The following is a 14,262-nucleotide window of genomic DNA, read 5'->3' as shown; positions in this document are numbered from 1 at the left end:
CACCGGCCCACCGCCGACCCGCGCAGATCGCAGACGGGTTCGTCTAACTACGCGGGGGTGGGCGTGAGCCCACCCGCGCGCGCTCAGTCGGTCACACGCTGGAGTAGGCGACGACGCCGCGCAGCACCGCGGTCTGCGCCTTGCGGGCCGTGGCCCGCAGGGCGGGACGCGGGGCCGCCTTCGCCAGCTGGTCCAGCACGTCGAGGACCTGCTTGCACCAGCGCACGAAGTCGCCCGCGGCCACGTCCGTGCCGCGCAGCACCGCGTCCAGGTTCCTGCCCGACGCCCACCGGTGCACCGGCGCCACCAGCCCCAGGTCCAGGGGCCCGGTCGCCTCCAGCCGGTGCGCAGCCTCCAGGTCGGTGACCTCCGACCAGGTGCGCGTCGTCGCGTCCAGCACCTGGGCGAGACGACCGTGCGGGCCACCCGGCACGAACGGCTCCGCCGCCTCCTCACGGCGCCCCGAGTACACGACGGTCGAGACGGCCGCAGCGAGCCCCGGGGCGTCCAGCTCGTCCCAGATGCCGCGGCGCAGGCACTCGGCGAGCAGCAGGTCGTCCTCGGCGTACAGCCGCCCGAGCCAGCGCCCGTCCTGCGTCACCCCGAGCGCCGTCGTGCCGTCCTCGCCCGCGGACGGCGCGAGGTAGCCCAGGCGTTCCAGCACGTCGCACGTGCGGTCGAAGGTCCGCGCGATCGACCCCGTACGCCCCTCCACGCGCCGCACCAGCTGTTCGTGCTCGTGCCGCAGCCGCTCCCAGCGCTCCGCCCACCGGGCGTGGTCGTCCCGGTCCGGGCAGCCGTGGCACGGGTGCGCCCGCAGCGCAGCACGCAGCCGCTGCAGCTCGCCGTCGGACGCCGCGTCCGACCGCCGGCCCGGGCGACCGCCCGACGACGCACCGCCGTGCTTTCCCGGGTGCTGGCCGGGGTGACGGCCGGTGCCCGCGTCCCCGGAGAAGGCACCCAGCGCGTTGCGCATGCTCGACGCCAGGTCGCGACGCTGGTCCGGGCGCCGCTGGTTGAACGACTTCGGGATGCGGACCGTCGTGACGACCTGCACCCCCTCGGGAGCGTCCGCCAGCGTCAGCTTCTTGACCTGCCGCTCCTGCGTGAGCACCGTGGGACGCGGGCCGTCGAAGCTGCGCTCGTCGCGCCCCGGGTCCAGCACGACGACGTAGCCGCGCCGCCGACCCGAGGGCACCTCCACCACGTCCCCGCGCCGCAACGCCTCGAACGACGCCACCGCGTCCGCACGACGGGCACCCGTCGCCGCGCGCGACAGCTCTTTCTCGCGATCCTTGATCGCGACCCGCAGCCCCATGTACTGCGCGAAGTCGCCACGGTCGCACGCCATCGCCGTCGCGTACCCCTCCATGGCCTCCGCGTGCGCCTGCGCCTGCTTCGCCAGGCCCACCACGCCCCGGTCGGCCTGGAACTGCGCGAAGCTGGTCTCCAGGACGTCACGTGCCCGCTCCCGGCCCACCTGCCCCACGAGGTTGACCGCCATGTTGTACGTCGGGCGGAAGCTGGAGCGCAGCGGGTACAGCCGCTTGGACGCCAGACCGGCCAGCGCCACCGGGTCCAGCCCCGTGTGGTCCACGACCACCGCGTGCCCCTCGACGTCGATCCCCCGCCGCCCCGCACGACCCGTCAGCTGCGTGTACTCCCCCGGCGTCACCGGCTGGTGAGCCGTGCCGTCCCACTTGACCAGCTTCTCCAGCACGACCGAGCGGGCAGGCATGTTGATGCCCAGCGCGAGCGTCTCGGTCGCGAACACGACCTTCACCAGCCCGCGGGAGAACAGCACCTCCACCGTCTCCTTGAACACCGGGAGCATGCCCGCGTGGTGCGCCGCCACCCCCCGCGACAACGCCTGGGCCCACTCCCAGTACCCCAGCACGTCCAGGTCCTCGGTCGGGATCGTCGCCGTGCGCTCCTCCACGACACGCCGGATCTCCGCCTCCTCCGCCGCGTCCGTGAGCCGCAGACCCGCGCGCAGGCACTGCTGCACCGCCCCGTCGCACCCGGCACGGGAGAAGATGAAGTAGATCGCCGGGAGCAGCGCGTCCGCGTCCAGCGAGTCCACGACGGCGAACCTCGGGGGCGTGCGCCGGTGCGGCACCGGGCCCGAGCCCTGCCGCCCGCCCCGGCCCCGGTAGCCACGGTCCCCGCGCCCCCGGTGCCCGCCCGACCCTTCCGCGCGCGCCGAGACGCGGAACATGGCCTGCAGGTCCGGGTTGATCGGCGGATTCGTACCCGGGTCGGTCGGGTCCACGTGACCCGCGTACAGGTCCATCAGCCGCGGCACACCACCACGCGGCTCCGGCGCCGACACCACCACGTGCTGCCACAGCGGCACCGGCCGGCGCTCGCTGACCACCACGGCCGTGTCGCCGCGCACGGTGGCGAGCCAGTCGCCGAACTCCTCCGCGTTCGACACCGTCGCCGAGAGGGAGACCAGCTGCACGTGGTCGGGCAGGTGGATGATCACCTCTTCCCACACCGGCCCGCGGAACCGGTCCGCGAGGTAGTGCACCTCGTCCATGACGACGTACGCGAGCCCGTCGAGCGCCGAGGAGCCCGCGTACAGCATGTTGCGCAGCACCTCGGTGGTCATCACCACCACGGGGGCGCCGGCGTTGATCGACGTGTCACCCGTGAGCAGGCCCACGTTCGCCGCCCCGTGCCGCGCGACGAGGTCGGTGTACTTCTGGTTGCTCAGCGCCTTGATGGGCGTGGTGTAGAACGCCTTGCCGCCCTGGACGAGCGCGAGGTGGACGGCGAACTCCCCCACCACCGTCTTGCCCGCTCCGGTGGGGGCCGCGACGAGGACTCCGCGACCCTCCTCCAGGGCGACGCACGCGTCGACCTGGAACGGGTCGAGCTCGAAGCCGACGACCTGGCGGAAGCGGCGCAGCTCGCCCTCGGCGTCGGCCCGGTCACGTGCGCTGCGGGCCCGCGAGGCGGCGTACCGCTCGGCCGGGCTGAGGACGTCCTGGTCGGCGTCGGGGCGGGGGTGGGCGGTCATGGCGTCAGCCTAGGCGTCGCACCCGACGTCCCGTCGTGCGGGGCGTCGTGCGGGGCGTCGTGCGGGTCCTCGTGCGGGTCCTCGTCCGAGGCGGACGTCAGCGGGGCGCGACGAGCACCTGGAGGGCGCGGGAACGCACCTCGACACGCAGGGGCAGGGGTCCCAGGCGCTCGCCGTCGGCGTGCGCCACCGGCAGGGCGCGTTCCCCGTCGGCGTGCGCGTCGGGCCCGGGCTCGATGGTGAGGGCCCGCGTCCGCACGACGTGCACCTTGCGCCGGTGCACGTGCCCGCCGGTGAACATGCTGGGGAACACGGCGGCCGCGCCGGGGCGGGACAGGTCGGTGGCGACGAGCACGTCGAGCAGGCCGTCGTCGACGGCCGCCGCCGGGGCGACGCGGATCCCGCCGCCGATCTGGGGGCCGTTGGCGGCGGTGACGAGCGCGGCACGTCCCGTCCAGGTCACGGTGCCTGCGGGGCCGGGGCACAGGCGCAGCGCGTCGCCCGGCCGGGGCCGGGACGTAGGACGCCCGGCGGCCCGCCGGCGGGTGGCCAGGTCAGCGGCGTGCGCACCGGCGTCGACGACGCCCTCGAACGTGAGCCGGTAGGACCACGGCCGGTAGCGCACCAGCTCCAGGAGCGCGGCGACGGTGTAGCGGGCGCTGCCGCGCGGGTGGCGCAGCAGGTTGGCGCGGGCGTTCACGGCGGCGTCGAGCCCTGCGGACACGGCGCCCGCGACCCAACGTCCACCCGTGGGCACGCCAGGGCCGGTGACGAACGCGGCGTCCACGGCGCGCCGTCCGGCGGCGCCGGCGTCCAGCGCCCGGCACAGGGCGAGGCCGGCGGCCGCGGGGTCGCGCACGGGCAGGCCGAGGGTGGCGGCGAAGTCGTTGCCGGTGCCCACGGGCACGACACCGAGCGGGACGCCGGTGCCGGCGACGGCCTGGGCGCCGAGGTGGACCATGCCGTCGCCGCCCACCACGACGAGCGCGTCGAGGCCCGCGGACCGGTCGGTGGGCGCGACGGCGGCGCGGGCACGTCCCAGCGCCGTGCCCGCGTCGGGCCCGGACAGGTCGACGACGTCGTGCCCGGCGCGCCGCAGCCCTTCCAGGACGCCGGTGCCGGCGCTCGCGGCCCGTCCCTTGCCGGCTGTGGGGTTGACGACCACGCCCAGGCGGCGGGAGGTCGTCGCGGGCGGTGGTGCCTCAGACAGCGGGGGCGACCCTGCGCTTGTCGACGCGCCGGTCGTGCAGGACGCACAGCCCGAGGGCGCCGAAGTACAGCACGCAGATCGGGGCTGCGACGAAGATCATCGTGAGGGCGTCCGGGGTGGGGGTCATCACCGCAGCGAACACGAACGCGATGAGCACGGCCCACCGCCATCCCTTGGCGAGGGCCTCGTGCCGCAGCACGCCGGCCATGTTGAGCCCGACCAGGAAGACCGGCGAGACGAACGCGATCCCGAACGCGAGGACGAGGCGCATCACGAAGCTGAGGTACCCCTGCGCGTCGGTGAAGTTCGTCGCGCCCTCGGGGACGAAGCCCGCGAGGATGTCCACGGCGTGCGGCAGCACCCACCACGCCAGGGCGGCGCCACCCAGGAAGAGGGGGACGGCCGCGCCGAGGAACCCGTACGCGTACCCCTTCTCCTTGCGGGTGAGCCCGGGTGTGATGAACGCCCACAGCTGGTACAGCCACCACGGGCAGGACACGATCACGCCCAGGAACAGCGCGACCTTGATCTTCATGTCGAGGGCCGAGGCCATGCCCGTGAAGTTGAGCGCGATCGTCTTGCCCTGTTCCTGCGCGGCGACGGCGAGTGGTGCCTGCAGCGCGGACAGCAGCGGTTCGTACAGGACCCATCCGGCCACGGCACCGACCACGAGCCCGCAGGCGGCGAGGAAGAGCCGCTTGCGCAGCTCCAGCAGGTGCTCGCGCAGGGGCATGCGCCCCTCGGGGTCCCGGGTGTCTCCGGGCACCGACTACCCCCGCGGGTGGTTCGGGTCGATCAGACCCGGGATGTGCTCCTGGCCGGCGCCCGCTGCGGGCGGTGCGGCCGTGGGCGGGGTGGCGCTGCCGGCGACCGGCCTGGTCGGCGTCTGTGCCGTGGGGTCGGCCGGCGGCTCGTTGGAGTCGTTGAGCTTGCCGTCGTCCGTGAGGTCCTTGACCTCGGACTTGAAGATCTTCAGCGACTGGCCGACGCTGCGCGCCAGGTCAGGGAGCCTGCGCGCCCCGAACAGCAGCAGGATCACGATCACCAGCACGATGATGTGCCAGGGCTTGAGCATGCCCATGAGAATGGCTCCTCGTTCTCGTCCGCCCGTGAGCGGTCTGTCGTGGTCAACCCTAGTGGGTCCTGGGAGTGCTGGGTGTCGAGCGTCACACGCAGGTCATCGGGAGGTGGTGCGCGGGCGGCGGGCGGCGCCCTGTGCCGCCTTCTCGGCGGTGCGGCGCCGCAGCCAGCGCTCGGTGCCCCAGCCCTGCGCCGTGACCTGCTGGCGTGCGCGTCGGGCGGCGGCCCGCTCGGCGCGGCGACGGCGCTGCTCGGCGACCCGCTCCCGCAGGACGACGGGGTCGTCGAACAGCGTCGGGGAGGTGTCGGCGCGGTGTGCCTCGGCCTGGGCGACCGCGGTCGCCATCCGGTCGGAGGCGGCGCCGAGCAGCTCCCCGGCGCGGGACGCCTCGCGCAGCGTCCGCGTCCCGGCACGCCACAGGTGTCGTCCCACGAGGAACGCGCCGACGAGCGTGCCCACGACCAGCCCGGCCCAGATCCAGCCCCACATGCCGGTCAGCCTACGGTCCCGGGTGCGTCGTCCGGTACCGGCGTCGCCCGCGCGGCCTCGATGTCGGTGCTGGCGGTGCTGGCGGTGCTGGTGGTGGTGGCGTAGGCGTCGAGGGCGTCGCGGGCGGCCTGCGCGACGTCGCGGGCGACGTCGGCCGGGTCGGCGGCGACGACGTCGGGCGCGTTCGCGAGCAGCAGGCGGCGCAGCCATGCCGGGTTCGTCACCCGCAGCCGCACCTCGACGGTGCCGTCGGGCAGGTCGCGCACCGACTCTGCCGGCACCTCCTCGGCGACCCACCGGGCCGAGGACGCGAGCCGCAGCGTCGCCTCGGGGGCGCCGCGGTGCGCGACGGACGCCCACACGTCCGCGCCCAGGTCGCCCGCGACCGCGACGTCGTGCTGCGCGGCGGGCTCGTCCAGGACGTCGGCCGCGAGGATGCGGTCCACCCGGAAGGTGCGGCGCCCGGACACGCGCAGGCACCACCCCAGGAGGTACATCGCGCCGTCCTGGGTGAGCAGCCGCAGCGGGTCGACGTCGCGCTCGGACGTCACGTCCGCGGCGTTCACGTACCGCAGGTGCAGGCGGCGGCCCTCGGCGAGCGCGGTCGTGACGGCGGCCACGACCTGCGGGTCGCCCTCGCCCTCGAGCTGGACGTCGACGGCTCCTGCGGCCTCGCCGGTCGCGGCCGTGAGCTTGTCCAGCGCGGACGCGACGACGGCGGCGCGGCGGCGGTCGGCCTGCACCGCGGGCGAGGCGTGCATGGCGCGCAGCGCCGCGACCAGGGCGACCGCCTCGCGGGTGCCGAGGCGCAGCGGGCGGGTCATGCCGCGCGCCTGCGTCAGGGACACCACGCCGTCCTCCAGCGAGTAGGCGTCGAAGTCGATGAGGTCGTCCGGCATGTACCCGGGGGTGCCCGAGACCCACAGGGCGTCGACGTCCTCGCGCACCTGCCCGGGCGTCACGCCGAACCGGTCCGCGAGCTCCTCGACCCGCACCGGTCCCGCCCCGTCGAGGAACGCGACCAGGCCCAGCAGCCGCACCAGCCGGTCGTCCGCGCGCTCAGCCATCCGTCCCCTCCTCCGCGGTGTCGTTGCCGGCGTCGTCCCGGGTGTGGTGCCCGGTGTGGTGCTCGGCGTCGTTCCCGGTGTCGTGCTCGGGGTGCTCGGTGCCGAGCGTCGCCGCCGCCGTCAACCGGCGCAGCACGTCCGCACGCAGGCCGGCGGGCTCCAGGACCACGACCGCCGCCCCGTACCCGGCCACCTCGTCCGCGAACGCCGACAGGCTGCGGAACTCCACCTCGACCACGTCCCTGCCGTCCGCGCGCGCCTCCCCGCCCGAGCCCTCGCCCGCCGGCAGCGCACGGGCCCGCAACGCCTGCGCCCGTTCCGCCACCACGGCCAGCACCGCCCGCTGCAGCACCCCGACCCGCTCCCCCAGCATCGCGTCCACGTCGACCTCCTCCGGCACGTCGAACGCACCAGGCTGCGACCCCACCCGCACCCGGCCCGAGATGCGCGAGAGGCGGAACACCCGCGCCGCGCCCCGCGCCCGGTCGAAGCCCACCAGGTACCAGCCGCTGCCGCGCGCCGCGATCCGCCACGGCTCGACGTGCCGCGTCAGCTCCTGCCCCGTGCTCGCCGCCCGGTACCGGAACGACACGTCGCGCCGCTCCGAGACCGCCTCCAGCAACGGCACGTACGCATCCCCCGCCGCCCGCACCCGCGGCGCCAGACCCGCCACCGCGTCCGCCGCGACCTCGCCCGCACCCGCCGCCCGCAGCTTCGTCATCGCCCGCGACATGTCCGTGCGCAACGTCTTGTCCGACCACAGCTGCGCCGCCAGCGCCACCACGCCCAGCTCCGCAGGCGTGAGGTCCACCGCACCCAGCGCGTACGCGTCGTTGTCGATCCGGTACCCGACCTCGTCGCTGTGCCCGCCCGCGTCCACCGTGACGATCGGGATCCCCAGCGCTCGCAACGTGTCCTTGTCCCGCTCGAACATCCGCTCGAACGCCTCCGTCGACGGCGCGTCCCCGTACCCCGCCACCCCCGCACGCACCTGCTGCTTCGTCATCGACGCGCTCGTGTTCACCAGCGCGATCACCAGGTTCAGCAGCCGCTCGGCAGGCGGGGTCCCCCGCGACGACGGCGCAGGGTCAGAAGGCGCGGCAGCCGGCAGGCCGGAGGCCGGGTCCACAGGGTTCGCAGGCATCGGGACCAACCTAGTCGCCGGTAGCCTCGGACGGGTGACGACAGCGCCGCACCCGCCCCAGCCCGACGCCCCCCAGGACGCCCCCCACGACACCCCGACCGGGCACGTCACCTGGCGCACCGGCACCGTCACCGCCCGAGGCGCCACCTGGACCGGAGCACGCGAGGTCACCCTGCGCCTCGACACCCCCCTGCCCGCCCGCGACCTCACCACCGCCCCCGGCGAGGTACGCGGCCTCGCCTACACCACCCTCGTCGGCGACCCCGACGTCGGCGACCGCCTCCTGCTCAACGTCTCCGCCCTCGCCCGCGGGCTCGGCACCGGCGGCTACGCCCTCGTCGTCGGCCCCGCCGGCCCCGCCGGCACCAGCCCCACCACCCTGCCCACCGACCCGCCCCCCGGCCCCGGACACCTCGTCAAAGCGCGCTACACCCCCCTGCAGGCCATGGTCCTCGGCGTCGACGAGCAAGAGTCCGACCACCACGACACCCTCCGCGACGCCGACGACCTCGCCGACCTCCCCGTCGTCGTCGCCGACCTGCACTCCGCCCTGCCCGCCATCGCCGCCGGAGCACGCCACGCCGCCGACCTCGCCGGCCGCCCCCACCCCCGCATCGCCTACGTCATGACCGACGGCGGCGCCCTGCCCGCCGCCTTCTCCCGCACCGTCGCCACCCTGCGCGAGACCGGCTGGCTCACCGCCACCATCACCGTCGGCCAAGCCTTCGGCGGCGACCTCGAAGCCGTCACCGTGCACACCGGCCTCCTCGCCGCCCGCCACGTCTGCGACGCCGACCTCGTCGTCGTCGCCCAAGGACCCGGCAACCTCGGCACCGGCACCCGATGGGGCTTCTCCGGCGTCGCCGCAGGAGAAGCCGTCAACGCCGCCGCCACCCTCCGCGGCCGGCCCGTCGCCTCCCTGCGCGTCTCCGGCGCCGACCCCCGCGACCGGCACCGCGGCATCTCCCACCACAGCCTCACCGCCTACGGCCGCGTGGCGCTCGCAGCCGCCGACATCCCCGTGCCCCACCCCACCGACGACCTCGAGAACCTCCCCGCCTGGGGCCCCGACCTCACCCGCCAGGTCCACGAGCAGGCCACCACCCTCACCCCCCGCCACCACCTCGTCGACATCCCCGCCGACACCGCCCTGCTCGACACGCTCCGCACCAGCCCCGCGCGCCTGTCCACCATGGGACGCCGACTCGACGGCGACCCCGCCTCCTTCGTCACCGCCGCCGTCGCCGGGATGCACGCCACCCGCCTCACCCACCAGGACACCCCACCCCCCAGCACCACCCGATAACGTCACCCCCATGGCAGCCCCACCGACGAGGCCACCCCGCAGACCCGCCACCCGACCCCTCACGGTCACGCTCCTCGTCGCCCTCGTCGTCCTCGGCGCCGCCACCGCCACCCCCTGGCGCGCCCGCGTCCCCGACCTCGTCCTGCCGGCACCCACCGCCAGCGACCCCGTCGTCGACCGCCGACCCGGCGACCTCCTGCCCAGCGACCGCCCCCAAGCCAGCTTCGACGTCATCACCTGGCTCGTCGTCGCACTCAGCATCGCCGGAGCACTCTTCCTCGCCTACCTCCTGGTCGTCCTCACCCGCCGCATCCTGCGCGCCCTCCCCGACCCCGACGACGACGACCCCGACCCCCTCGCCCCCGGCACCCCCACCACCGGCACCCCCACCGACCTGTCCCTGACCCAGCTCCAGGACGCCGTCGCCACCGCCCTCGCCCACGTCGACCAGGCCGCCACCCCGCACGACGCCGTCGTCGCCGCCTGGGTCGCCCTCGAAGACACCGCCGCCACGCACGGCACCACCCGCACACCCGCCCAGACCGCGACCGAGTTCACCGCACACCTCCTCACCACCCAGCGCCACGACGGCCGCACCGTGCCCCCCACCGACGTCGACACCCTCCGCCGCCTGTACCAGCACGCCCGCTTCACCGACCGCCCCGTCGGCCCCGACGACGTCCACGCCGCACGCACCGCCCTGTCCCACATCGCCCGCGCCCTCGACCCCACCGCACCCACCGCGGCCCCCGACGCATGACCGGCCCCGCACGCACGCTGCTCACCGTCGCCCTCCCGGCGCTCGCGGCCACCGCCGTCCTCACCGTCACGGGGGCGCTCGACCTGCTCCACGCGGCGCTCCTGGTCGTCGTGGTCACAGCCGCCGTCGTGCTGTGGCGCCGGCTCGACGACGGCGACGAGACGCCGTGGCCCGATCCCCCCGCGGACGAGCGCGAGGGCGCCCGCAACGACGTCAGCGAGCTGGGCTGGGCGACGTTCACGCGCAGCGGCGCGGTCGGCGAGCGGGTGCTGCAGCGGGTCCGCGAGCTCGCGACCGCACGACTGTCCGCCGCCGGCGTGGACCTCTCGACCGGCGAAGGTCGGGACACGGCGGCGCGCCTCCTCGGGAGCGACGTCGTCTCCGGCCTGACGTCCCGGCGGCAGGTCACCCGGGAGGAGGTGCACCGGTGGCTCGACGCGGTCGAGACGCTCCACGCTCCCGCCGTCGCGCACCCGTCCGCCACACCCCGCACCACCAGCCCGGTCAGCCCCGAACCGCCCGTCAGCCCTGCAGGAAGGCCCCGCCCATGACCGTCGAGCCGCCCACCGAGCCACCCATCGAGCCGCACGTCGAGCCGCACGTCGACCTCGCCGCCCGACCGCTCCCCGTCGCCGACGTCGCCGCCGCGGGGCGTCGTGTCCTGGACGAGGTCGGCACCGCCGTCGTCGGGATGCGGGACTCGCTCGAGCTCGCCCTCGCCACGGTGCTGGCCGGCGGGCACGTGCTGTTCGAGGACGTGCCCGGCCTGGGCAAGACCCTCGCGGCCCGGTCGCTGGCCGCGGCGCTCGGGCTCGACTTCGCCCGCCTGCAGTGCACCCCCGACCTGCTGCCCAGCGACATCACCGGCTCGTCCGTCTTCGACCCGGCCACGCGCAGCTTCGTCTTCCGCCCCGGGCCCGTGTTCACCGGCCTCTTCCTCGCCGACGAGATCAACCGCACACCCCCCAAGACGCAGTCCGCGCTGCTCGAGGCGATGGCCGAACGTCAGGTCTCCGTCGACGGCGCGAGCCGGCCGCTGCCGCGCCCCTTCCACGTGATGGCCACCTCCAACCCCGTGGAGTACGAGGGCACCTACCCCCTGCCCGAGGCGCAGCTGGACCGGTTCATGGTCCGCCTCGCCGTCGGGTACCCGGACCGCGCCCAGGAGCAGGACGTGCTCCTGCGCCGCGTGGCACGACGCCAGGAGGCCGCGCCCGTCCGTCCGGTCGTCGACGCCGCCACCGTGCTCGCCATGCAGGCCGGCGTCGAGACCACCGAGGTCGACGCCGACGTGGCGGGCTACTGCGTCGACCTCGCCGCCGCCACCCGGCGGCACCCAGCACTCGAGGTCGGCGCCTCCCCCCGCGGCTCCCAGAACCTCCTGCTCCTCGCCCGCGCGGTCGCCGTGCTCGACGGGCGCGACTTCGTCCTGCCCGAGGACGTCAAGCGCGTCGCCGTACCCGTCCTGGCCCACCGCCTCACCCTCACCCCCACCGCATGGGCGTCCGCCGTCCGTGCGGAGGACGTCGTGACAGAGCTCCTCGCCTCCGTGCCGGGCCCCGCCACCGTCGGCCGGGAGAGGTGACCGGCGCCGTGTGGCGGCGGGGCCCCCAGGCCGCAGCCGGCATCGGTGCCGGGACGCTCGTCCTCGGGCTGGGGCTGCTCGTCGGCCGCGCCGACGTCGCCCTGCTCGGCGTCGCACCGCTGCTCGCCGCGCTGTGGGCCGGCCGGCCCCGTGCACGCCGCACCACGGCGCAGCCCGCCCTGACCACGGTGACCACCGTGACGATCGAGCCCGCGGGAGGTCCCGCCGCCCCGGGCGAGCTGCGCGCGACCCTGCACCTCGACCCACCCGACGAAGCCGAGCTCCTGCACGCCAGGGTCTACGCCCCCGGGCACCGCCCGACCGGGGTCGTCGTCGCCGCGACCCCGCGCGAGCTCGCCCTCACCCTGCGCACCGTCCGCACCGGTCCCCAGCGCACGTTCCACGTCGACGCCCGCGGCTACGGCGCAGGCGGCGGGACAGCCGAGGACCCCGTCTCGGTCACCGCCCCCGACCGGCTCGTGCTGCCCACCGCCCTGCCGCTGGGCCGGGTCCCCGTCCCACGGCGCCTGCGCGGCCTCACCGGCCCGCACACCTCCCGCCGCCTCGGTGACGGGAACGAGCTGCGCGACGTGCACCCGTTCACGCCCGGCGACCGGCTGCGCCGCATCGACTGGCGCACCACCGCCCGCCGCTCCCCCCACCTGGACACCCTCTACGTGCGCCGCACCTACGCGACGGCCGAGGCCACGGCCGTCCTCGTCGTCGACTCCCGCGACGACGTCGGCCCCGACCTGCGCACCTGGCGCGGCACCGGCCCGCTCCGCGTGGACGAACCCACCTCCCTCGACCTCGCCCGGCACGCGGCCGCGTCGGTCGCGAACGCGCTCATCACCGGCGGCGACCGCGTCGGCGTCGACGACCTCGGCCGCCGCCGACGCCCCCTCCCCCCGGCCGCGGGCCGCCGACACCTGCGCCGCGTCCTGCACGCCCTCGCGCTGAGCAGCCCCCGCGGCACCCCGCAGCGTCGCCTGCGCGCACCGCAGGTCCCCGCCGACGCCATCGTCTACCTGTTCAGCACCGTCCTCGACGACGAACCCGTCGAGCTCCTGCGCGCCTGGGTAGCCGGCGGCCACCCCGTCGTGCTCGTGGACACCCTCCCCAACGTCCGCGGCGCCCGCGAGGAGCACATGCGCCTCGCCTGGCGGGTCACCCGGGCCGAACGGGACGACCGGCTCCGGCGAGCCGCCGCCGCAGGAGCGCCGGTCGTGCGCTGGGCAGGCGACGCACGCCAGGACGCGACCCTCCGGCTCGAAGCCCTCGTCCGGGCCGCCGAGCGCCACCGCAGCGGCGTGGGCACCCGATGACCAGCCCGCTCGCACCCGTGCGCGCCTGGTGGCAGGCCCGCCGCGGCACCGGACGCCCCCTCCCCGTCGTCGGCGTCGGCACCGGGCCCGCTCTCCCCGGCTGGACCCTGCGCGCCGCCTTCCCCGTCGCCGTGCTCACGCTGGTCGTCGGCGCAGGCGCCCGCACCACCCTGCTCACCGACCTCTACACCGTCGTCGCCGTCGTCCTCGCCACCTGGGGCGCCCTCCGCCCCGGCCCCGCCCCCGCGCACGTCGCGGTCGTCACAGCGGCGTTGCTGCTCCTCGGCTCGACCGCGGCCCCGTTCGACCCCGCGGTGCTGTGGCTCGCACCCCTCGGGTACGTCGTGACCCGGCTCGGCTGGTGGGCACGCGTCCTCGCCGGAATCGACCGCGTCGAGCTCGCCGCCCTGCGCCGGACTCTCGCGCGCGACGCCGCGCTCCTCGGCACCAGCCTCGCCCTCGCCGGCGTGGCATGGGCGCTCGCCGGCCGCCCTGTCGCCTGGCTGGTGGCCCTCGGCGTGGCCGCTCTGGCTGCGCTCGCGTGGACCGGCGTGCGGCGCGACGATGGCGAGGCGCGCTGAGACCCGCGCGCACCCGCGACGAGGACGGAGAAACTTCCGATGGCCGACAGCACCCCCCGCTACACCGTTCCCTCCCTCACCCCCGCCCAGGGTGCCGAGGTGGCGGCCATCCTGCAGGAGCGCCTCAACTCCCTGACCGACCTCCACCTCACCCTCAAGCACGTGCACTGGAACGTCGTCGGGCCGCACTTCATCGCCGTCCACGAGATGCTCGACCCCCAGGTCGACGCGGTGCGCGCCATGACCGACGCCGTCGCCGAGCGCATCGCCACCCTGGGCGTCTCCCCGGTCGGCACCCCGGGCGCGCTCGTCGCGGCACGGGCCTGGGACGACTACTCGCTGCGCCGCGCCTCGGCGATCGAGCACCTCGGGGCGCTCGACGAGGTCTACGAGGGCGTCATCACCGCGCACCGCAAGGCCGCGAAGGACACCGAGGAGCTCGACGACGTCACCAACGACCTCCTCATCGGCCACCTGCACGAGCTCGAGCTGTTCCACTGGTTCGTCCGCGCCCACCTCGAGAGCGCGGGCGGTGAGCTGTCGACGGCGGGCGCCACCACGGAGAAGGCCGCCGCGCGCAAGGCCGCCGGGGCCGCCAAGACCTCCCGGACCACGAAGAACAAGTAGCGACCGGGCGACACCGGGCGGCCAGCAGCCGCCACACGTCGGAGGGGTGCCGCGGGTGACGA

Annotated in this window: 14 protein-coding genes; 7 read left to right on the top strand and 7 right to left on the bottom strand. The window is 75.8% G+C overall.

Features of this window, described 5'->3' with window-relative positions:
- Positions 1–91: 91 nt before the first annotated feature.
- The 7 genes from ACFT55_RS13070 to ACFT55_RS13040 all read right to left on the bottom strand — a co-directional run bounded on the left by ACFT55_RS13070 (position 92) and on the right by ACFT55_RS13040 (position 8,016).
- On the bottom strand, positions 92–3,025 hold the full coding sequence (locus tag ACFT55_RS13070) for a DEAD/DEAH box helicase (protein ID WP_380244267.1): 2,934 nt from the start codon (positions 3,023–3,025) through the stop codon (positions 92–94).
- Between the two features lie 97 nt (positions 3,026–3,122).
- Positions 3,123–4,190, bottom strand: coding sequence for a diacylglycerol/lipid kinase family protein (locus ACFT55_RS13065; RefSeq protein WP_380244266.1), 1,068 nt, complete (start codon positions 4,188–4,190; stop codon positions 3,123–3,125).
- Between the two features lie 37 nt (positions 4,191–4,227).
- Positions 4,228–4,968, bottom strand: coding sequence for a twin-arginine translocase subunit TatC (gene tatC, locus ACFT55_RS13060; protein WP_380244268.1), 741 nt, complete (start codon positions 4,966–4,968; stop codon positions 4,228–4,230).
- 36 nt (positions 4,969–5,004) lie between these two features.
- Positions 5,005–5,316, bottom strand: a complete 312-nt coding sequence (gene tatA, locus ACFT55_RS13055; protein WP_380244265.1) for a Sec-independent protein translocase subunit TatA — start codon at positions 5,314–5,316, stop codon at positions 5,005–5,007.
- A gap of 96 nt (positions 5,317–5,412) precedes the next feature.
- On the bottom strand, positions 5,413–5,805 hold the full coding sequence (locus tag ACFT55_RS13050) for a hypothetical protein (protein ID WP_380244264.1): 393 nt from the start codon (positions 5,803–5,805) through the stop codon (positions 5,413–5,415).
- Between the two features lie 5 nt (positions 5,806–5,810).
- Entirely contained in the window at positions 5,811–6,872 is a 1,062-nt protein-coding gene (locus ACFT55_RS13045) for a helix-turn-helix transcriptional regulator (RefSeq protein ID WP_380244263.1), read from the bottom strand.
- Positions 6,865–8,016 carry a helix-turn-helix transcriptional regulator gene (locus tag ACFT55_RS13040; RefSeq protein WP_380244262.1) on the bottom strand — a complete coding sequence of 384 codons (1,152 nt, stop codon included), beginning with the start codon at positions 8,014–8,016 and terminating at the stop codon, positions 6,865–6,867. The genes ACFT55_RS13045 and ACFT55_RS13040 overlap by 8 nt, the downstream gene beginning before the upstream one ends.
- A gap of 34 nt (positions 8,017–8,050) precedes the next feature.
- Here ACFT55_RS13040 and ACFT55_RS13035 point away from each other — a divergent pair, with 34 nt between their 5' ends.
- The 7 genes from ACFT55_RS13035 to ACFT55_RS13005 are packed head-to-tail and all read left to right on the top strand — an operon-like array spanning position 8,051 to position 14,200.
- On the top strand, positions 8,051–9,322 hold the full coding sequence (locus ACFT55_RS13035) for a DUF3866 family protein (RefSeq protein WP_380244261.1): 1,272 nt from the start codon (positions 8,051–8,053) through the stop codon (positions 9,320–9,322).
- Positions 9,323–9,332: 10 nt separating this feature from the next.
- On the top strand, positions 9,333–10,082 hold the full coding sequence (locus ACFT55_RS13030) for a DUF4129 domain-containing protein (protein ID WP_380244260.1): 750 nt from the start codon (positions 9,333–9,335) through the stop codon (positions 10,080–10,082).
- Positions 10,079–10,633 carry a hypothetical protein gene (locus tag ACFT55_RS13025; RefSeq protein ID WP_380244259.1) on the top strand — a complete coding sequence of 185 codons (555 nt, stop codon included), beginning with the start codon at positions 10,079–10,081 and terminating at the stop codon, positions 10,631–10,633. Before ACFT55_RS13030 ends, ACFT55_RS13025 begins: the two co-directional genes overlap by 4 nt.
- Positions 10,630–11,667, top strand: a complete 1,038-nt coding sequence (locus ACFT55_RS13020) for an AAA family ATPase (protein WP_380244258.1) — start codon at positions 10,630–10,632, stop codon at positions 11,665–11,667. The genes ACFT55_RS13025 and ACFT55_RS13020 overlap by 4 nt, the downstream gene beginning before the upstream one ends.
- Positions 11,664–12,992, top strand: coding sequence for a DUF58 domain-containing protein (locus tag ACFT55_RS13015; protein ID WP_380244257.1), 1,329 nt, complete (start codon positions 11,664–11,666; stop codon positions 12,990–12,992). Before ACFT55_RS13020 ends, ACFT55_RS13015 begins: the two co-directional genes overlap by 4 nt.
- The gene (locus tag ACFT55_RS13010; RefSeq protein ID WP_380244256.1) at positions 12,989–13,573 is read left to right on the top strand and encodes a hypothetical protein; all 585 of its coding nucleotides are present in this window, start codon (positions 12,989–12,991) and stop codon (positions 13,571–13,573) included. Before ACFT55_RS13015 ends, ACFT55_RS13010 begins: the two co-directional genes overlap by 4 nt.
- Positions 13,574–13,612: 39 nt before the next feature.
- Entirely contained in the window at positions 13,613–14,200 is a 588-nt protein-coding gene (locus tag ACFT55_RS13005; protein WP_380244255.1) for a Dps family protein, read from the top strand.
- Positions 14,201–14,262: the final 62 nt, after the last annotated feature.

The organism is Isoptericola sp. NPDC057191, from assembly GCF_042670225.1.
GTDB lineage: Bacteria > Actinomycetota > Actinomycetes > Actinomycetales > Cellulomonadaceae > Isoptericola.
This window is presented reverse-complemented; position numbering and strand designations above follow the sequence as displayed.

Bases quoted from the DNA above. Each gene is read 5' to 3' on its own strand.
- ACFT55_RS13070 (WP_380244267.1), bottom strand. From the start codon at position 3,025: ATGACCGCCCACCCCCGCCCCGACGCCGACCAGGACGTCCTCAGCCCG.
- tatA (WP_380244265.1), bottom strand. From the start codon at position 5,316: ATGGGCATGCTCAAGCCCTGGCACATCATCGTGCTGGTGATCGTGATC.
- ACFT55_RS13010 (WP_380244256.1), top strand. From the start codon at position 12,989: ATGACCAGCCCGCTCGCACCCGTGCGCGCCTGGTGGCAGGCCCGCCGC.
- ACFT55_RS13005 (WP_380244255.1), top strand. From the start codon at position 13,613: ATGGCCGACAGCACCCCCCGCTACACCGTTCCCTCCCTCACCCCCGCC.
- ACFT55_RS13025 (WP_380244259.1), top strand. From the start codon at position 10,079: ATGACCGGCCCCGCACGCACGCTGCTCACCGTCGCCCTCCCGGCGCTC.
- ACFT55_RS13045 (WP_380244263.1), bottom strand. From the start codon at position 6,872: ATGGCTGAGCGCGCGGACGACCGGCTGGTGCGGCTGCTGGGCCTGGTC.
- tatC (WP_380244268.1), bottom strand. From the start codon at position 4,968: ATGCCCCTGCGCGAGCACCTGCTGGAGCTGCGCAAGCGGCTCTTCCTC.
- ACFT55_RS13040 (WP_380244262.1), bottom strand. From the start codon at position 8,016: ATGCCTGCGAACCCTGTGGACCCGGCCTCCGGCCTGCCGGCTGCCGCG.
- ACFT55_RS13020 (WP_380244258.1), top strand. From the start codon at position 10,630: ATGACCGTCGAGCCGCCCACCGAGCCACCCATCGAGCCGCACGTCGAG.
- ACFT55_RS13030 (WP_380244260.1), top strand. From the start codon at position 9,333: ATGGCAGCCCCACCGACGAGGCCACCCCGCAGACCCGCCACCCGACCC.
- ACFT55_RS13050 (WP_380244264.1), bottom strand. From the start codon at position 5,805: ATGTGGGGCTGGATCTGGGCCGGGCTGGTCGTGGGCACGCTCGTCGGC.